This is a genomic window from Streptomyces sp. NPDC051364, from assembly GCF_040682115.1.
In the GTDB taxonomy this organism is placed as follows: Bacteria; Actinomycetota; Actinomycetes; order Streptomycetales; family Streptomycetaceae; genus Streptomyces.
In genome coordinates, this window is sequence record NZ_JBFBAH010000010.1 from 213,878 (window position 1) to 233,528 (window position 19,651).

The window sequence follows — 19,651 nt, forward strand, 5'->3', positions numbered from 1 at the left end:
TCCCCTAGCCGAGCTCTTTGTCCAGTAGCGCGAGAAGGTCTCCCGCCGAGGCCGAACTGATCTGGTCGACGATGCCGACCGGTGCTCCGGCGCTCACCAGCGAACGGACTCGGCCCTGCAGCTCGCCGAGCAGAGTGGAAATGGTGTTCTTGTCCTCGTCCGCGAGCTCGAGGAACGCCTCCTCCAGCCGGGCGCCCAGTCCGTTGATCTCCTTGGCCAGGTGATCGGCCGGAGATTGCGGGGCAGCGCCGGAGTCGGGGGTGATACGCGCGTTCAGGAACTGCGCGAGGGCGGTGGGGTTCGGGTGGTCGAACACCAGCGTGGACGGCAGCTTCAGGCCGGTCACCGCCGACAGCTTGTTCCGCAGCTCCAGCGCGGTGAGCGAGTCGATCCCCAGTTTCCTGAACGTCGCAGCGGGAGTGATCCGCCGGGCGTCCGGGTGGCCGAGGACGATCGCGGTCTGCGCCCGGACGGCATCGAGCAGCACCGCCTCCGCGTCGGCCGGCGCGAGCGACGCCAGCTGCTGCGCGAGTGCGCTGTCGGTGGACTCCCGGCTCCCCGGGCCGCCCGGTCCGGCAGGCGTCCCGTTCAGGGCGCGCAGGAGCGGTGAAGCCGCGCCCGGTGCCGCGAGGTTCAGCCGCGCCGGCACCAGGACCGGCTCGTCCAGCGAGATCGCCGCGTCGAAGAGCGCGAGGCCCTCCTGCGAAGCCATCGGCAGCACACCCTGCCGCTGGAGGCGTACGACGTCCGTGTCGCCGATGCCGGCGACCATCTCGCTGCGTTCGGCCCAGAAGCCCCAGCACAGCGAGGTGGCCGGCAGGCCCTCGGCCCGACGGGTCTCCGCGAGGCCGTTGAGGAACGCGTTGGCCGCCGCGTAGTTGGCCTGTCCTGCCGTCCCGAGCACGCTCGCGATCGAGGAGAACAGCACGAACGCGGACAGGTCCAGATGACGGGTCAGCTCGTGCAGGTGCCAGGCACCGTTCACCTTGGGCGCGAGGACCGTGTTCACACGCTCCTCGGTCAGCGTCTCGACGACCCCGTCGGCCAGCACGCCCGCGCAGTGGATCACCGCGGTCAGCGGGTGCTCGGACGGCATCCCGGCGATGAGCTCCGCTACGGAGTCACGGCTCGCGACATCGCAGGCCACGACCTCGACCTGCGCTCCCGCCCCGGTCAGCTCCTCCAGCAGACCTGCCGCCGCCGGGGCCGCCAGGCCCCGCCTGCTGGTCAGCACCAGCCGACGCACGCCGTGGCGCTCCACGAGGTGCCGGGCCAGCATCGCGCCCAGACCGCTGGTGCCGCCCGTGATCAGCACCGTCCCGGACCCGAGAGCGGGAACGTCCGCCTCCCCGCCGAGGGCTCCGGCACCGGCGGACACACCGTGGGCGCGGGCCAGTTCCGGCGTGGTCACCTCGCCGGCTCGGATCTTGAGCTGGAGTTCTCCGGTTCCGGCCGCTGCGGGGACGCAGGCCCACGAGGCGGGCCGGCCGTCCGTGTCCACGAGCGTGAACCGGCCCGGGTTCTCGGTCTGCGCGGTCCGTACGAATCCCCAGACCGCGGTCGCCGCGGAGTCGGGGCGGGGCACCTGCTCGTCGTGGATCGCGTCCTGCGTCACGACGACCAGGCGGGAGTCGGCGAACCGGTCGTCGGCGAGCCAGTCCTGCGTCCACCGCAGCACACGGTGGAGGTTGCGCTCGACTGCGGCGGGTGTGTCAGCGCCGTCCGTGCCCGTCCGGTCGATGCCGGCGATGACGATCGGGGGTATCCCGCCGCCGGAGGCGGCGAGTTCCCCGAGGTCGGCGAAGACCTCTGCACCCTCTTCCAGGGCCCCGGCGGCTGCGCCCAGCACCGCGTACCGGCCCGTGGCGTGACCGGAGGGGACCGTGAGGGAGGCCCAGTCCACCTGGAACAGCGCGTCCTGGTGGTCGAAGCTCAGCGCGGTCAGCTTCTGGACGTCCGCGGGCCGCAGGGTCAGCGATGCGACGCCGCCGACGGGGGCTCCGTCCTGGTCCGCGAGGGTCACGGACAGCGTGTTCTCCCCCGCGGGTGCGAGACGGACGCGCAGTACGGCCGGCTCGGCGGAGTTCACGCGGATGCCGGTGCAGCGGAACGGCAGCCAGCCCTCGGGCCGGGAGTTGTCGACGAACTGCCCCAGGCCGACCGGGAGCAGCGCGGCGTGGAGCAGCGCCGGGTGGATCCGGTACCGGCTGCGGTCCGCGCCGTCGGCGGCGGGCAGCTCCACCTCCGCGAACAGGGCGTCGCCCTGGCGCCAGACCTTCTGCAGGCCGCGGAACAGGGGCCCGTAGCCGAACCCGAGGGCGGACAGGCGGGCGTACTCCTCCTCGAAGGGCACGGCGACCGCGCCTGCGGGAGGCCACGCGACGAGGCTTTCCTGCGCGGGGGTGCGTCCGGTGTCGGACCCGACGACGCCGACGGCGTTGCGCGTCCACCCGGTGTCGCCCTCGCCCCGGGAGTGCACGCTGATCACGCTCTTGCCGTCGACCACGACGCGGATCTCGCGCTCGGCCGTCCGGGAGAGCACCAGCGGCGTTTCCAGGGTGAGTTCGTCGACGACGTCGCCCCCTGCCTTGTGCGCGGCCCAGACCGCCATCTCCAGCAGCGCGGTTGCCGGCACCAGGACGGCGCCGTGGACCACGTGGTCGGCGAGCCACGGCTGGCGCTCCAGGGACAGCCGCCCGCTGCCCACCACTGCGCCGTTCTCCCCGTCATCGGGCAGATCGATCACGGCGTCGAGCAGCGGGTGGTCCGACGTGCTCCCGGTGGTCGTGGTCTCGGCGGGTGCGTTCAGCCAGTAGCGCTGCCGCTGGAAGGCGTACGTGGGCAGCTCGACCCACGGGCCGTCCCAGCCCTGGAACGCCTTCTCCCAGGGCACCTCGGCGCCGGCCACGAAGGCCTCGGCCGCCGACCGGTGGAAGCGCGCGAGGCTGCCCTCGCCGCGGCGCAGCGTGCCCACGACGGCTGCCTCGACGCCCGCGCTGTCCAGGGTCTGTTCCACGCCGATCGTCAGGACGGGGTGGGCGGACGCCTCGACGAAGAAGCGGAAGCCCTGCTCGGCCAGAGCCCGGGTCGCCTCCTCGAAGCGGACCGTCTGCCGCAGGTTGGTGTACCAGTACTCGGCGTCCATGCAGGTCGTGTCCAGCCAGTCGGCCGTCACGGTCGAGAAGAACGGCACCTCGGCCGTACGCGGCCGGAGCCCCGCCAGCACCCGGCGCAGTTCGCCGTCGATGGCCTCCACGTGCCGGGAGTGCGAGGCGTAGTCCACCGGAACCCGGCGGGCCCGCACCTCGTCCGCCTCGCAGGCGGCCAGCAGTGCATCGAGCTCGGCCACGTCGCCCGACACCACGACGGACGACGGCCCGTTGACCGCCGCGACCGACAGCCCGTCCGTCAGACGTGCGCGCACGTCCTGCACCGGAAGCGCGACCGACACCATGCCGCCGCGCCCCGACAGGGCCAGGATCGCCTTCGAGCGGAGCGCCACCACCTTCGCGGCGTCCTCGATCGACAGGGCGCCGGCGACGCACGCGGCGGCGATCTCCCCCTGGGAGTGGCCCACGACGGCCGCGGGCTGCACCCCGTACGAGCGCCACACCTCGGCCAGCGACACCATCACGGCCCAGAGCACGGGCTGTACGACGTCCACGCGTTCCAGCGCGTCGCCGTCGCCGAGCACGTCGTGGAGGGACCAGTCGACGTGCGGCGACAGCGCGTCCGCGCACTCCTGCATGCGGCGCGCGAACACCGGGGAGGACTCCCACAGCTCGCGCCCCATCTCGACCCACTGCGACCCCTGGCCCGGGAACACGAACACCGTCTTGCCCACCGGCTTCGCGACTCCGGCAACCACACCGGCGGCGCCGCTCTCGTCGCCCGCGGCAGCGGCGGTCAGGGCGGCGAGCAGCTCGTCCCGGTCGGCGCCGATGACGACCTGGCGGTGCTCGAACAGGGATCGCGTCGTCACCAGCGAACGTCCCACGCCCGCGAGCGGGAGGTCCGCGTCCGCGGCGACGCTGTCGCGCAGCCGCAGCGCCTGCTCGCGCAGCGCCTCCGCCGACCGCGCCGACAGCACCCACGGCACCGCGGCGGGGGCCGGTCGGGCCGTGGTCTCCCCGGGGGCCTGCTCGAGGGTCTCGGGTGCCTGCTCGAGGATCAGGTGGGCGTTGGTGCCGCTGATGCCGAAGGCGGAGATGCCGGCCCGCCGGGGGCGCCCCGGTGCGCTGGTCCACTCCCGGGCCTCGGTCAGCAGCTCGACCGCGCCGGACGTCCAGTCCACGTGCGTCGACGGACGGTCCACGTGGAGCGTCTTGGGCAGCACTCCGTGGCGCAGCGCCATGGTCATCTTGATGATGGCGCCGACGCCGGCGGCCGCCTGCGTGTGGCCGATGTTGGACTTCAGCGAGCCCAGCCACAGCGGGCTGTCCTGGTCGCGGTCCTGCCCGTAGGTGGCGAGCAGCGCTTCCGCCTCCATGGGGTCGCCGAGCCTCGTGCCGGTCCCGTGCGCCTCCACCGCGTCCACGTCGCTCGCCTGCAGCCCGGCATCGGCCAGGGCTGCCCGGATGACCCGGCGCTGGGCCAGTTCGTTCGGCGCGGTGAGGCCGTTGGAGGCCCCGTCCTGGTTGGTCGCCGAGCCGCGGATCACGGCGAGGATGCGACGCCCGTTGCGCTGTGCGTCCGAGAGCCGCTCGAGGACGAGCATGCCCGCGCCCTCGGAGAAGCCGGTGCCGTCGGCCGCGTCCGCGAACGCCTTGCACCGCGCGTCGTCCGACAGGCCGCGCTGGCGGCCCATCTCCACGAGCAGTCCCGGGGTCGGCATGGCCGACACGCCGCCGGCCAGCGCCAGGGTGCACTCCCCGGACCGCAGGGAGCGGACGGCCTGGTGGACGGCGACGAGCGAGGACGAGCACGCGGTGTCGGTGGACAACGCCGGGCCCTCAAGGCCGAGTACGTACGCCACCCGGCCCGAGGCGACGCTGGGGAGCGTGCCGGTGAGCTGGAAGCCCTCGACCTCGCCGGCTGCCGCGCCGCCCATCCGCGGGCCGTAGTCGGTGGTGTAGATGCCGGTGAACACGCCGGTCGCCGAGCCGCGCAGCGCGGCCGGGTCGATGCCCGCCCGTTCCAGCGCTTCCCACGACGTCTCCAGCATCAGCCGCTGCTGCGGGTCCATCGCGAGCGCCTCGCGCGGGCTGATGCCGAAGAACGGCGCGTCGAACTCCGCGAGGTCGTGCAGGAATCCGCCCGAGCGCGTGTTCGTCGTCCCGGGCGCCTCGGGATCCGGGGAGTACAGCGCCTCCACGTCCCATCCGCGGTCCAGCGGGAACTCGGTGATCGCGTCCACACCGTCGGACACGACTCCCCACAGCCCTTCGGGGGACGTCACCCCACCCGGGAAGCGACACCCCACACCCACGACCGCGATGGGCTCGCGAGCGGACTCCTCCAGCTCGCGCACCCGCTCGCGCAGGTCCTGCGCATCGCCGACGGCGCGTCGCAAGTAGGACCGGAGCTTGTCGACATCCTCCACCAGGGCCTCCCCCAACCAGTGACTCAGAAGAACAGGTGTGGCTACACGTAGCCGCGTTCGATCATTTCGTACAAATCGTCATCACTACGACTTTCCAGACTCGGGCTCTCCAGACTCGGGCTTTCCACGCCCGGGCTGTCCGGATGCGCAGCGTCCACCGTTTCCGGGGCCTCGGCCGCCTGCGGCTCGAGGAGGGAGAAGACGTGGTGGGCGAGCTTCTGCGGAGTGGGGTAGGTGAACGCGACGGTGGCCGGGAGCCGCACTCCGGCCACCGCGGTGAGCCGGTTGCGGAGCGCCACGGCCGTCGAGGAGTCGAAGCCCAGCACCTTGAAGGTCTCGGTCGACCTCGCCTCGAGATAGGCGAACGTCCGATCCGCGTCCTTCGCACTCAGCAGCGCCGCCGTTTCGGCGCAGACGAGGGTCAGGACCGATGATTCCGACCCCAGGTACGCCGCCCTGGTGCTCGCGTCCGGTCCGCTCGCCTGCGCGGCGGGGCTGTTCGTGGCTTCGGTGCCGTCGGGCGCCGTCAGCCAGTACCGCTGCCGCTGGAACGCGTAGGTCGGCAGGCCGATCCGGCGCGGCCGGTCCGCGGTGAACACCGCCTTCCAGTTCACCGGCACACCGCGTACGTGCAGTGCGGCCAGCGACGCCAGGACCTGGCCCGCGCTCCCGTCGCGCTTGTGCAGGGTGCTCACCACGACCGGCGGGGTCGCCAGCGCGTCGGCGGCCTCCTCCATCGCCACCTGGAGCACGGGGTGTGGGCTGACCTCCACGAACACACCGCCGTGGTCCTGCATCAGGCCTTCGACGACCTCGCCGAAGCGCACCATCGAGCGCAGGTTGTCGTACCAGTACGAGGCGTCGAGCACGCGGGTGTCGAGCAGTCCGCCGGTGACCGTGGAATGGAACTTCACCGCCGACTCCCGCGGCGAAAGACCCGCGGTGTCCTCGAGCAGACGGTCGCGGATGGCTTCGACGTGGTGGGAGTGCGAGGCGTAGTCCACCTTGACCCGGCGCACCCGGACGTCCTCGCCGGACGCCATCGCGGCGAACTCGTCCAGTGCCGCGCCGTCTCCGGCGATCACCACCGAGGCCGGCCCGTTGACGGCGGCCACGGAGAGCCTCCCCGACCACTGCTCCAGCCGGTCGTGGACCCATGCGGAGGGCGCGGCCACCGCGCTCATCCCGCCGCCCAGGCCGGCCAGTTCGATCAGTGCCCGGCTGCGCAGGGCGACGATCCGGGCCGCGTCCTCGAGCGACAGGGCGCCCGACACGCACGCCGCGGCGATCTCGCCCTGCGAGTGGCCCACGACGGCGTCGGGGACCACGCCGAGGGAGCGCCACACCTGCGCCAGCGACACCATCATCGCGAACAGGGCCGGCTGGACCACGTCCACCCGCTCCAGCGAGGCGGCCGTCTCCGCTCCGGTCAGCACGTCCACCAGGGACCAGTCCACGTACGGGGCCAGGGCCTGCGCGCACGCGTCGATCGAGCGGGCGAAGACCTCCGACTCCGCGTACAGCTGCTTGCCCATGCCCAGCCACTGCGACCCCTGGCCGGGGAACACGAAGACGACGGGGCCCGGCGACCCCGTGGCCACTCCGCGAACCGCCCGCGCCGAGTCCTCGCCCGCCGCGATCAGGTCGAGGCCGGACAGCGCCTCCTCGCGGTCAGCGCTCAGTACCACCGCCCGGTGGTCGAACACCGAGCGCGTCGACACCAGCGAGTGCCCCACATCGGCCGCCGACAGCGATGCGTCCGCGGCCACGAGCTCCCGCAGCCGCGCCGCCTGCTCGCGCAGTGCCGCCTCCGACCGCGCCGACAGCACCCAGGGCAGCACCCCGGATGTGCCCGCGGAGGTCGGGTCCTCGTCCGTGGCGCGGGGTTCCGTCCGCGCCTCGGGGGCCTGTTCGAGGATCACGTGCGCGTTGGTACCGCCCATGCCGAACGCCGATACGCCTGCCCGGCGCGGCCGGCCGGGCTCGCCCGGCCAGGGCCGCGCGGCGCGCAGGACCTCGAAGTCCTCGTGGAAGTCCGCGATGGCGGGGTTCGGAGAGCGGAAGTTCAGGCTCGGCACCAGGTGGGCGCGGTCGATGCAGAGCGCTGCCTTCACGAAGCCGACGATTCCGGCGGCCGGCTCCAGGTGCCCGACGTTCGTCTTCACCGAGCCGATCGCCAGCGGGCGGCTGCGGCCGGATTCCCGGATCACCTCGCGCAGGCCGGATATCTCGGCCGGATCGCCCATGCGTGTACCGGTGCCGTGGGCCTCGACGTAGTCGACACCGTCGAAGGGGACACCCGCGCGTCCGAGGGCGGACAGCACGGCCGCGGCCTGACCGCTGGGGCTGGGATCCGGCATCCGGGTGGACGCTCCACCGCTGCCGACGCCCCAGCCGCGCACCACCGCGTAGATGTGGTCACCGTCGGCGACGGCGAGGTCGAGCCGCTTCAGCAGGACGAACGCCCCGCCCTCTCCCCGGGCGAAACCGCTGGCCCGTTCGTCGAAGGTGAAGCAGCGGCCGTCGGGCGACAGGGCGCCCAGATTCGCCAGGCCGAGTCCCGCTTCCGGATCGACGATCAGGTGCACGCCGCCCGCGATCGCCATGTCGACCGCGCCGCTGCGTATCCGGTCGCACGTCAGCGCCAGCGACACGAGTGAGGAGGACTGGCCCGAGTCCGCGCTGAAACTCATGCCGCGGACGTCGAACAGGCTCGAGATCCGGTTCGCGATCAGCGCACCGCTCGAGCCGAGCGCGGCGTAGTGGTCGTCCTGGTCGCTGCCGGACCGCTTGCGCAGCAGCTCGTACCCGGAGGGCCCGCTGCCGACCACGACGTCGATCTCGCGGCCCGCGAGCGCGGCCGCCGGGATCCGGGCGTCTTCGACGGCCTCCCAGGCGAGCTCCAGCCCCAGCCGCTGCACGGGGTCCATGGCGGCCGCTTCCGCGCCGCCCGCTGCGAAGAACTCCGCGTCGAACCCGTCGATGGAGTCGAGAAACGAGCCCGAGTTCAGGGTGTCGGCGTCCGGGTGGGACATGTGGTTCGAGTCGGCCGCCCGGCGCTCGGGGAACTTTCCGACGGTCGACTCCCCGTCGAGCAGCAAGCGCCAGAACTCACCCAGGTCGTTCACACCGGGAAAGCGGCACGACATCCCGATGACGGCAATATCGGCGGCTGCGCCACTCATACGAATTCCTTCCGGTTCCCTCGGCATACGGCTCTTACGGGCTGCACTGCTTTCACCGCCAACAGGTCAACAACTTCTGCAGCTCGTCCGGCGCGTCCATGAAGTCGTAGTGGCCGCCGTCGACGACCCGGAATTCGACCGAATCCGAGTACTGACGCCACCCCTGGAGCTCGTCGAGGCTCACGTCGGGGTCGTCCTGCCAGTGCAGGACGACGATGGGGCAGTCCACCTTGACCGGCTCCGGCCGCCGGTACGCGCCCGCGGCTGCGTGGTCGCGGAGCAGCACGAACATGCCCATGTCGATCATGTCCGGCCGCGGCTCGATCCCGCGGCTGCGGACGAACGACTCCAGCTCGGCGCGCAGCTCGGGCTCGGACATGGTGAGCATCCGGTCGCGCGAGGCGTCGTGCGGGGCCGGCTGGCCCGACACGACGAGGCAGTCCGGGCCGGGCAGGCCGAGTTCGGCGAGCCGGAGGACGGTTTCGTACGCCGGCATCGCACCCGCGCAGTGCGCGAAGAACGCGTACGGGCGGTCGAGCAGCGGCTCCAGCGGTTCGACCAGGCTCGCGGCCAGGTTCTCGTAGGTGCCGTAGTGCGGGTGGCCCAGCCGGTTCTCGCGGCCGGGGAACTGCACCGGGCAGATCTCGACGTCGTCGATCGCGGCCGGCCAGGCGCTGAACGCCGAAGCCCCGGACCCGGAGAAGGGGAAGCAGAAGATCCGGGCGGGGTGGCCGGCGGACGGCGGCCGGACGAACCACGGCGAGGCGGCGGTGGTGGAGCCGGTGGTCATGGCGTCTGCCGTTTCTTGCCGACGATGGGGAGGTGGGTCATCCCGGCGATGAAGTACGACCGCAGGTGCTGCGGTTCGCCGGCGAGCTCGATCGATTCGAAGCGCTGGAGCAGCTCCTCGAAGAAGATGCGCAGCGTCATCCGGGCCAGCGGCGCCCCGATGCAGAAGTGCGTCCCGAACCCGAACGCGGCCTGGCGCTTCGCACCTTCGCGCGTGATGTCGAACGTGTGCGGGTCGGGGAACAGGGACTCGTCCCGGTTGGCCGAGCCGATCCACGCCACGACCGCGCCGCCGGCCGGGATCACGCCCCCGCCGATCTCGACGTCGTCCACCGCGTACCGCATGAAGTTGCACGCGGCCGAGGTCCAGCGCAGCCCTTCCTCGACCAGGTTCGGGACCAGCGAGAGGTCGGACGCCGCCTTGTCGTACTGCACGGGCCGCTCGATGAGCGCCTGCACGGTGCCCGAGACGGTGTGCGGCGTCGTCACGTTGGCGCCCAGGAGGATGCTGTAGCCGTCGAGGGCGATCTCCTCGTCGGAGAGCGGCGTGCCTCCCGGAGCGACGCTCATGAGGTGGTGGAGCAGGCTTTCGCCCTCCTCGCCGGTCGCCCGGCGGGTCTTGACCCACTCCTTGACGTAGGTGACGAGCTCGTGGTGGGAGATGGCCAGGGTCGCGGCCTCGCTGCCCATCTGGAAGTGCGGGTCCGAGGGAGCCGTCACCATCGCGGTCAGCTGGACAAGCTCGGCCCAGTCCTTCTCCGGGATGCCCAGGAGCGGGCCCGTGACCATCGCAGGGAGGAGCAGCGCCTTCTCGGCCAGGTCGAAGGTCTCGCCGTCGAGCGCAGGCTCGAGGAATCCCACGACCGTGCGCCGGATGGAGTCCTCCCAGGACTTCACCGCGCGCGCCGTGAGCTTGGAGCCGAGCGGCCGGCGGACCTCGGTGTGCCGCGGCGGGTCGGTGGACGTCATCAGCACGCCGGCCGCGACGTCGTCCGTCCCGAGGTGGGTGGGCACGGTGCCGCGCTCGGAGGTGAACTCCCGGTGGTCGCTGAGCACGCGGCGGACGTCCTCGTAGCGGGTCACCGACCAGAACTCGCGGCCGTCCGGCAGGACCTGGTGGTGCAGGGGCGCCTCGGCCCGCATCACGTCCCAGATCGGGTGCGGATCGCCCGACGTGTAGAGGTCCAGGTCGAAGAGGTCGACGCCGGCGAGGTCGATGTCGCGCCCGGGACCAGGCGTCAACCTCACGCCGCCGCCCTCCCCTGCTCGATCAGCTCGGCGACCCGGGCCGGGGTCTGTGCCAGGTAGAAGTCGCGCACGGACAGCTGGACGCCGTAGTTCTGCGACACCTGGTCGATGATCTTGATTCCGGTCAGCGAATTGCCGCCGAGCGTGAAGAAGTCGTCTTCCACCCCGACCTCGGGGCAGTCGAGGAGTTCCCTCCACAGCTCGGCGATTTCCTGCGCCAGCGTCGATTCCATTGCCACTCTTTCCTTCCTCCGCCGACCGGGAGTGCCCGCCCGCGTCATTTTCGGCCCGGTCTGCGGACCGACACCGCCATCACGACCACTGGGGCCTTTTGCGCTGTCCCGCCGGCGAGACAAATTCTTTGAATGGCCGAATCGAGTGTCGCGTGAATACGCGACCGCTCACACCGTGTTGGTGGTCTCCGGTGCTCGCCGGCCGCTGGGGTTGAGCGTGGACCGGCGAGCCTGCACACGACGCCCCTGTCCCGCCGGCGGGACAGGACAAGTTCGCCGGCGGCTCGTGTCGCCCCGGCACCGGCGTTCCTTGACCGGCTGATCCGCGTTCAGTGAACGTGGACGTGATTTAACGACGTTAGAGGCGCACTGGAACAGAGGGGGCAACGACGTGGGAAACACCGGCTTCGACACGGACGTGGTGATCGCGGGCGCCGGGCCGACGGGCCTGATGCTCGCCTGCGAGCTGCGGCTGGCGGGCGTCGACGTGGTGGTGGTCGAGCGGCTCGAGGAGCGCACGGGCGAATCGCGAGCCGGCGGGATCCACTCCCGCACCCTGGAGGTGCTGGACCAGCGCGGAATCCTGGACCGCTTTCTCGCGGTCGGCGAACTCCAGCCGGTGGGCCACTTCTCCGGCCTTTATCTGGACTTCGACGAGTCGGAGTCGAGGCACCCCTACCCGCTGATGATCCTGCAGTCCGACATCGAGCGGCTGCTGGAGGAGTGGGCCGCCGAGCTCGGCGTGCAGGTCCGCCGCTCGTCCGAGGTGAGCGGGATCCACCAGGACCAGGACGGCGTGACGGTCGAACTGGGCACGGCGGACGCGGCACCGGCGACGCTGCGCGCCCGCTACCTCGTGGGCTGCGACGGCGGGCGCAGCACGGTGCGCAAGCTGGCGGGCATCGACTTCCCCGGCACGGAGGCGACGATGACCGCGCTGATCGGCGACGTCGAACTCCCCGATCTGCCCGAGGACTACGTCTGGGTGCGGCGCTGTGCAGGCGGCGACTACTCGGCGATCGCCTTCGAGCCGGGCTGGTACCGGGTGATCACCTCCGAGTACGACCGCGTCGCGGACCGCGACGAGGCCCCGACGTTCGAGCAGCTCCGGGAGTCCCTGATCAGGGTTGCGGGCACCGACTTCGGCATGCACAGCCCGCGGTGGGTCTCCCGGTTCAACGACGCCGCGCGGCAGGCCGCCGAGTACCGGCAGGGCCGGGTGCTGCTCGCGGGCGACGCGGCGCACATCCACTTCCCGGCCGGCGGGCAGGGGCTGAACATGGGCGTGCAGGACGCGGTCAACCTCGGCTGGAAGCTCGCCTCGGTGGTGCGCGGCCGGGCGCCCGAGAGCCTGCTGGACAGCTACCACGCCGAGCGCCACCCCGTCGGGGAGCGCGTTCTGCACAACACCCGGGCGCAGTCGGCCCTGGCCCGCCCCGGCGCACAGACGGACGCGCTGCGCGAGGTGTTCGGCTCGCTGATGGTGTTCGACGACGTCAACCGGCACCTGCGTCTCATGCTCACCGCACTGGACATCCGGTACCCGGTCGACGTCGACCACCCGCTGGCGGGCCGCCGGGTCCCCGACGCCGACCTCAAGACGCCCGAAGGCACCATCGGCGTCTACGACCTGCTGCACGCCGGCCGCCCCGTACTGCTCGACCTGAGCGGCAGCGCCGAGGTGGCGGCGGTCGCCAAGGGCTGGGCCGATCGCGTCGACCTCGTCGAGGCGCGCAGCGAGGACGACCAGTGGGCCGTCCCGGCCATCGACCAGGTACCGGCTCCCGCCGCGCTCCTGATCCGCCCCGACGGCCACGTCGCCTGGGCCTGCGACGGCGGCGCGCCCGACACCTCCGCGCTCCGGACCGCCCTCACCACCTGGTTCGGTCCGGCCCTGCAGGGTTGAGACACCACGACGGCGGCCGCCGGGACCCCTTCGGGTCCTGACGGCCGCCGTCGGTCATTCCGCGCCGGTCACCCCGCCAGCTTGCGGTTGATGACCTCGAAGACCTCTGCCACGGATGCGGGCATGTTCATCTCGTGGTGTGTGGCGTGTACGTCGTGCACCTCGATGGAACCGGTGACGTACGGCCGCCACAGGTGCGCGTACTGCTCGTCCTGCAGCGTCGCGCTGAAGAACAGCACGTCACCCCGGTAGACCGGCGACTCGAAATCCATCATGAGGTTCGAGTTGTTGGCCAGCACCTTGGACATGGTGTCCAGGAACTCCTGCCGGTTGTCGGTGCCGATGTACTGGCCGAAGAAGTCCTCGAGCTCCGCCCGGTACTCCGCCAGGGTCTTGTTGGCGTGGATCTCCGTCCACCCGTGCCCCCCGGGCTGGGAGTCCAGGATGGCCACGAGCGAGATCTCGTGCCCGAGCCGGTCCAGCGCATCCGCGACGGCCTGTACGACGGTGCCGCCGTAGGACCAGCCGACCAGGTGGAAGGGCCCCTCCGGCTGGATCTTCAGCATCTCGGCGACGTAGTCGTCGACCATCTCCGCCACGGATCCCGCCGGCGAGTCCACGCCGTCGGAGCCGCGGGACTGCAGGGCGTACGCCTTCCGGTCCTGCACGTGCGGCGCGAAGCTGAAGTACGCCCAGCCCAGCCCGCCTCCCCCGTGGAAGAACCACATGGGCTCCTTGCCCGTGCCGGGATCGCTGTTCAGCGGCAGCACGACCGCGAACGGGTCGTCGTTGTCCATGGGACTGCCGATGAGCACCAGCGAGGCCAGCTCGGCCACCGTGGGGAACTTGATGATCGTCCTGATGGGGATCTCGACGTCGAACTCCTTGCGGATGCGGACACTGAGCCGGGTGGCCAGCAGCGAGTGCCCGCCGTGCGTGAAGAAGTTGTCGTGGATGCCGACCTTCTCCCGGCCGAGCAGCTCGCCGAAGAGGGCGCACAGCTTCTCTTCGTGGGCGTCGCGCGGCTCCTGGCCGGCCACGGTGGCCGTGTGCTCCGAGGGCAGCGCGCGCCGGTCGAGCTTCCCGTTCGGGGTCAGCGGAATCTCCGGCAGCGGGATCACCGCGGAAGGCACCATGTAGTCCGGCAGACGCCCGCGCAGGTACGCGGAGAGCTCGGCGAGCAGCGGACCGGCCGACTCGTCGGCCTGGACACCGGCATCGGCCGCCGGGACCACGTATCCCACGATGCGCTTGTCGCCCTCGCGGTCCTCGCGTACGACGACCACCGCCTGCGCCACACCGGGGTGCCCGGCCAGCACGTTCTCGACCTCGCCCAGCTCGATCCGGAAACCCCGGACCTTCACCTGGTGGTCGGTTCGCGCGATGTACTCCAGCCGGCCGTCCCTGTCCCACCGCACCAGGTCCCCGGTGCGGTACATCCGCGCACCGGCGGGGCCGAACGGACAGGCCACGAACCGCTCCGCGGTCAGCTCCGGCCGGCCCTGGTACCCGCGGGCCACCCCGTCACCGGCGATGTACAGATCGCCCTGCACCCCGCGCGGAACCGGTCGCAGCCACGAGTCGAGCACGTACACCTGGGTGTTCCCGATCGGCGTCCCGATCGGCGGCGCACCCGCCCCCGCCTTCACGGGCGCCATGGTCGACCACGTCGTCGTCTCGGTCGGGCCGTACCAGTTGCCCACTTCGGCGGCCTGCTCCGCCAGCGTCTCGGCCAGCCGGGCCGGCACGGCCTCCGCGCCGGTGATGATCCGCAGGCCCTGCGCGGCGTTCGGCTCGTGCGTCAGCAGCATCTGCCAGAACGCGGGCGTGGCCTGCACCACGGTGACCCCGTGGCGGCGTATCAGCGCCATCACGGCCGACGGATCGGTGACGGTGTCCTTCGTCGCCATGACCATGGTCGCGCCGGATACGAACGCGAGGTACAGCTCGGTGTTCGCCATGTCGAACGAGACCGTCGTGCTGAACAGCATCCGGTCCGCCGGCAACAGCGGGAACCGCCGCTGCGTCGAGGCGATGAAGTTCGCGAGCGCGCCGCGCGGGACCGCGACCCCCTTCGGGGTGCCCGTCGAGCCCGACGTGTAGATCACGTACTGGGTGTTCTCCGGACGGACGAACACCTCGGGTGCCGCATCCGGATACTGCGAGCAGTCCGCGCCGGCCAGCGTCTCGGCATCGAGCACGAGTACCGGGTCGACCTGCTCGAGGATGAAGTCGATCCGGGAGCGAGGGTGGTCCGGGTCGAGGGGAACGTAGGCTCCGCCGGCCTTCAGCACCGCCAGCAGCGCCACCATCAGATTCACGGTCCGGGGCAGGCAGACGGCGACCAGCGATTCGGCCCGCACGCCGCGGTGGGCCAGCCAGTGCGCCAGCCTGTTGGACCGCGTGTCCAGCTCCCGGTAGGTGAGCGACTCGTTCTCGCCGATGACGGCGAGCGCCTGGGGTCTCTCTTCGGCTCGTCTTCGCACGGCGTCCACCAGGCCCTGCTCCAGGGTCGGCCCGGCGGTGTCGTTGGCCTCCACCAGCAGCCGCTCCCGCTCCCCCGCGATCAGCACGTCGACGTCCCCGACGCACATGCCCGGGTCGGCGACCAGCTGCTCCAGAATGCGCGCGAAGCGGGCGGCCATGGCCTCGACCGTGTCCCGGTCGAACAGCTGGGTCACGTACTGGATGTCGCCCCGCAGCGCGCCCGACTCGTCCAGGGCCATGCTGAAGAACAGGTCGACCATGGCTTTCGAGGTGAGGGCCTGCACGAACTCCACCTCGAGCCCGGGGAACTCGAGGACCGGCTTCTCGAAGTTCTGCCAGCCGCACATCACCTGGAACAGCGGCCGGTACGCCGTGGAGCGGTCGGGGTTGATCGCCTCGACCAGCACGTCGAACGGCACGTCCTGGTGCTCGTAGGCCGCCAGCGCCTTGTTCCGCACCTGCGCGAGCACGTCGGTGAACGACGGGTTCCCGGAGAGGTCCACGCGCAGGACCAGGTTGTTGACGAAGCACCCGATCAGATCGGCCAGCGCCTCGTCGGTCCGCCCGGCGATCGGGGTGCCGACCGGTATGTCGTCCCCGCCGCCGAGCTTGCTCAGCAGCACCGCCAGCGCGGCGTGCATGACCATCGACATGGTCGTTCCGCGCTCGGCGGCCAGCTTCTCCAGCCCGGCCGCCACCTCCGGCTCCACGCCGAAGCCGACCGTGTCGCCGTGCGTCGTCGCTTCGACGGACCGCGGGCGGTCCAGCGGCAGGTCCAGCGGCTGCGGCACCCCGTCCAGTTCGTCGCGCCAGTATTCGATCTGCGCCGCGCCGAGCCCGTCCGGGTCGGCCAGGTCGCCGAGCACCTCGCGCTGCCACATCGTGTAGTGCTGGTACTGCACGGGCAGCGGCTCCCACTGCGGCGCCCCGCCGTCCCGGCGGGCGGTGTAGGCGGCGGCCAGGTCCCGTGCCAGCGGGGCGCCCGAGCTGCCGTCCGTCGCGATGTGGTGGACGACCAGGACCAGCACGTGCTCCTCGGGCGAGCAGCGCAACAGGGCTGCCCGGAAGGGGATTTCGGCTGCCAGGTCGAACCCGTGCGCGACGGCCTCGTCGATCGCGCCGGGCACGCCTTCGGGCGCCACCTCGACCACCGACAGCCGCGTCTGCTCCGACGCCTGCGCCATCGGCAGGATCCGCTGGTGGGGCTCGCCTTCGTCGTCGGTCACGTACGTGGTGCGCAGGATCTCGTGCCGGTCGACCACGTCACTGATCGCCGCGGCGAGGGCGCCCTGGTCCAGGGGGCCGGTCAGCCGCAGGGCCGAGGGCATGTTCCAGGTCTCCCCGCCCTCCAGTTGGTGCATGTACCAGTAGCGGCGTTGTGCGAATGACAGCGGAACCATTGCTTCACTCCTTGAGGATCGACTGGCCCAGGCCTCAGGGGACGCGGAGCAGCCGATTCCTCCGCCCACGCAGCCACCTGTGGCAGGTCGAAGAACGTGCGGGGTCTATCGCTCCCCGGCTCGGCGAAGGCGCAGTCGATCAGCCGGGTGGGGAGCGGAAGGTGCCCGCATGGTGCGAAACATGGAGCCGCCTCGGCGACGCGCGGTCGGCCGAGGCGGCTCGGGAGGGGACGCCGGACCAGCTTCTGAGCTGGTCGGGGTCACGCTCTCTTCTTGAACGTGGAGATCGCCCACACGTAGCCGAGGACGGCGATCCCGACGCACCAGGCGACGGCCGCGATCGCGTCGCCGCTCGACGGGTTGCCCGCGAGCAGCCCGCGCAGCGTCTCGATGATCGGGGTGAAGGGCTGGTACTCGGCGAACTGCCGCACACCGGCGCCCATCGTGTCCGCGGGCACGAAAGCGCTGCTCAGGAACGGCAGCATGATCAGCGGCACGGCGCCCAGGCCGGCCGACTCCGCGGTCTTGGCGGCCAGCCCCATGGCGACCGTGAGCCAGCCGGCCGCGATGCTGAGCAGCACGATGATGCCGATCACGCCGAGCCAGTCGACGGCGCTCGCCTTGGGGTCGAACCCCATCAGGAAGGCCACGCCGATGATGGCCGCGCAGCCCACCAGGGCGCGCACGGCGGTGATGACGACGTGCCCGGTCAGCATGGCGCCGCGGGAGACGTCCATGACCTTGAACCGGTTGATGATGCCCTTGGTCATGTCGGAGTTCACGGCCGTCGCGGTGGCCCCCAGGCCGTAGCTGATGGCCATGACGAGCAGACCCGGCGTCACGTAGTCGATGTAGTGGTCGCCGACGCTGAACGCGCCGCCGAACACCTTGACGAACATCAGCATGATCACGATGGGGAACAGGACCGCGTTGAACATCGTGATGGGGTTGCGCACGTTGTGCTTCAGGTTGCGGCGCAACATGATCGACGAATCGGCGAACGGCGTCGAGACAGTGCTCACTGTGCGATCGCCTCCTTGCTCAGGTGCTCGGTACGCGTGGGGTCGGTCAGGGCGAGGAAGACGTCGTCGAGGTCCGGTCGCTGCACCGAGAACTCCTGGGCGTCGAGCGAGTGCGCGTCGAGCTGGTCCAGCAGGACCCGCAGCGACCTCGTCTCACCGTCGCTGGCCACCCGCAGGGTCAGCTCCTCGTCGTCCCGCACGGACCCGGTCAGGAGGCGCGCCGCCGCGTCGAGTTCGTAGAGGTCGGCGAACCGGAACCTGATGTGGGTGCCCGGGATCTGGCGCTTGAGCTCCTCGGGGGTGCCCTGGGCGACCAGGCGGCCCCCGTTCAGCACCGCGATCTGGTCGGCGAGCTGGTCGGCTTCCTCGAGGTACTGGGTGGTGAGGAAGATGGTGGTGCCCTCGGCCACGAGCTCGCGGACGATCCCCCACATCGTGCGCCGGCTGCGCGGGTCGAGACCCGTCGTCGGCTCGTCGAGGAAGATGATCTCCGGGTTGCCGACCAGCGTCATCGCCAGGTCCAGCTTGCGGCGCATACCGCCGGAGTAGGTCGACGACAGCTTGTCCGCCGACTCCACCAGGTCGAAGCGCTCCAGCAGCTGCGTGACCACCTGGTCACCGCCCCGCACCCGCTTCAGGTCCGTCATCAGCTGCAGGTTCTCGCGGCCGGACAGCAGATCGTCCACCGCGGCGAACTGACCGGTCACGCCGATGGCCGCGCGCGCCTGCTTGGTCGCGGTCGCCACGTCGTGCCCGGCGACGCGCACCGTGCCGGCGTCGGCCGCCATCAGCGTCGTGAGGACGTTGACCGTCGTCGTCTTGCCGGCCCCGTTCGGGCCGAGCAGGGAGAAGATCGATCCTGCGGCGACATCGAAATCGATGCCGTCGAGGACGACCTTGTCGCCATATGCCTTGCGCAGCCCTGAAACTGCAATCGCTGAACTTCTCATTCCTCCACTTTCCTCTCCGGGCCTGTCACGCACCTGTCACATCCCTGACACGGCGTTCGACAAGATCGCCCGGGCCAGAGGACCGCTCATTCCGTCCGCAAACCGCCCCGCCCTAACGAGCGCGGGCGGACTGCGCCTCGATCACGTCCAGCACCTCACGGCCGAGATCGACCAGATACATGTGATCGCCCGGAAACTCCACATAGCTGAATTCGGCCGTGGTCGACGCCTGCCATTGCCGGGCCTCTTCCGCGGTGACCAGTCCGTCGGAGGCGCCCCGCAGCGAGCAGATCGGGACCGACACGAGTTCGTCGGTGCTCGGGACGTAGTTCTCGTGCATCTCGCAGTCGGCCTGCAGCACCGGGAGAATCAGTTCGCGCATCTCCGGGTGGTCGAGGGCCTCGTGCCGGAACCCCGCGAACTCCTCGACCCTGGCGAGGAACTCCTCGTCCGGGAGCCCGGTGGCCCGCCGCTCGCGCTGGGTCCACGGCCCGGGCGAACCACTGACGATCAGCCGCTCGACCTGCACGCCGCGCGCGGTCAGCAGGTGCACCAGCTCGTACGCGAGCACCGCGCCCAGGCTGTGCCCGAACAGCACGACCCGGGCCCCTTCACCGAGGTCCGCGACGATGTCGTCGATCGAGCCCTTGGCCGCCTCGACGACGTTCCGGTACGGCTCCTCCAGGATCTTCCGCTCACGGCCCGGCAGCTCGACCGAGGTGATGCGCCACCGGTCGGCGGCCGGCTCCCGCCACGGGTGGAAGAACGAAGCACCTGCTCCCGCGAACGGCACGCACAGCAGCGTGGCCTGGTCCCCGCGTTCCGCGGACATGCCGGGCTCTGTCACCCCGACCAACCCCAATCATCCATACGATCGTTTTTCGAACAG

Annotated in this window: 10 protein-coding genes; 1 reads left to right on the plus strand and 9 read right to left on the minus strand. The window is 71.2% G+C overall.

Translation table 11 applies throughout. From position 1 onward, the window contains the following. Positions 1 to 4 precede the first annotated feature (4 nt). The 5 genes from AB0M76_RS22800 to AB0M76_RS22820 are packed head-to-tail and all read right to left on the minus strand — an operon-like array spanning position 5 to position 10,997. Complete coding sequence (locus AB0M76_RS22800; protein WP_365954616.1) at positions 5 to 5,542, minus strand: SDR family NAD(P)-dependent oxidoreductase; 5,538 nt, start codon at positions 5,540 to 5,542, stop codon at positions 5 to 7. A gap of 41 nt (positions 5,543 to 5,583) precedes the next feature. Next, on the minus strand, positions 5,584 to 8,727 hold the full coding sequence (locus tag AB0M76_RS22805; protein WP_365954617.1) for a type I polyketide synthase: 3,144 nt from the start codon (positions 8,725 to 8,727) through the stop codon (positions 5,584 to 5,586). Positions 8,728 to 8,779: 52 nt separating this feature from the next. Beyond that, positions 8,780 to 9,517, minus strand: a complete 738-nt coding sequence (locus AB0M76_RS22810) for an alpha/beta fold hydrolase (RefSeq protein ID WP_365954618.1) — start codon at positions 9,515 to 9,517, stop codon at positions 8,780 to 8,782. After that, positions 9,514 to 10,764, minus strand: a complete 1,251-nt coding sequence (locus tag AB0M76_RS22815; protein ID WP_266674338.1) for a cytochrome P450 — start codon at positions 10,762 to 10,764, stop codon at positions 9,514 to 9,516. The genes AB0M76_RS22810 and AB0M76_RS22815 overlap by 4 nt, the downstream gene beginning before the upstream one ends. Continuing rightward, positions 10,761 to 10,997 (minus strand): phosphopantetheine-binding protein, encoded by a 237-nt coding sequence (locus tag AB0M76_RS22820; protein ID WP_266674336.1) that lies wholly within the window; start codon positions 10,995 to 10,997, stop codon positions 10,761 to 10,763. Before AB0M76_RS22820 ends, AB0M76_RS22815 begins: the two co-directional genes overlap by 4 nt. A gap of 391 nt (positions 10,998 to 11,388) precedes the next feature. Here AB0M76_RS22820 and AB0M76_RS22825 point away from each other — a divergent pair, with 391 nt between their 5' ends. Beyond that, complete coding sequence (locus AB0M76_RS22825) at positions 11,389 to 12,903, plus strand: FAD-dependent monooxygenase (RefSeq protein ID WP_365954619.1); 1,515 nt, start codon at positions 11,389 to 11,391, stop codon at positions 12,901 to 12,903. Positions 12,904 to 12,971: 68 nt separating this feature from the next. Here AB0M76_RS22825 and AB0M76_RS22830 read toward each other — a convergent pair whose 3' ends face one another. The 4 genes from AB0M76_RS22830 to AB0M76_RS22845 all read right to left on the minus strand — a co-directional run bounded on the left by AB0M76_RS22830 (position 12,972) and on the right by AB0M76_RS22845 (position 19,594). Next, positions 12,972 to 16,790: an amino acid adenylation domain-containing protein gene (locus AB0M76_RS22830; protein ID WP_365954620.1), complete on the minus strand. Its 3,819-nt coding sequence runs from the start codon at positions 16,788 to 16,790 to the stop codon at positions 12,972 to 12,974. 260 nt (positions 16,791 to 17,050) lie between these two features. Continuing rightward, positions 17,051 to 17,812: an ABC transporter permease gene (locus AB0M76_RS22835; RefSeq protein ID WP_365954621.1), complete on the minus strand. Its 762-nt coding sequence runs from the start codon at positions 17,810 to 17,812 to the stop codon at positions 17,051 to 17,053. After that, entirely contained in the window at positions 17,809 to 18,762 is a 954-nt protein-coding gene (locus tag AB0M76_RS22840; RefSeq protein ID WP_365954622.1) for an ATP-binding cassette domain-containing protein, read from the minus strand. The genes AB0M76_RS22835 and AB0M76_RS22840 overlap by 4 nt, the downstream gene beginning before the upstream one ends. Positions 18,763 to 18,874: 112 nt before the next feature. Then, complete coding sequence (locus AB0M76_RS22845; protein WP_365954624.1) at positions 18,875 to 19,594, minus strand: alpha/beta fold hydrolase; 720 nt, start codon at positions 19,592 to 19,594, stop codon at positions 18,875 to 18,877. Positions 19,595 to 19,651 lie beyond the last annotated feature (57 nt).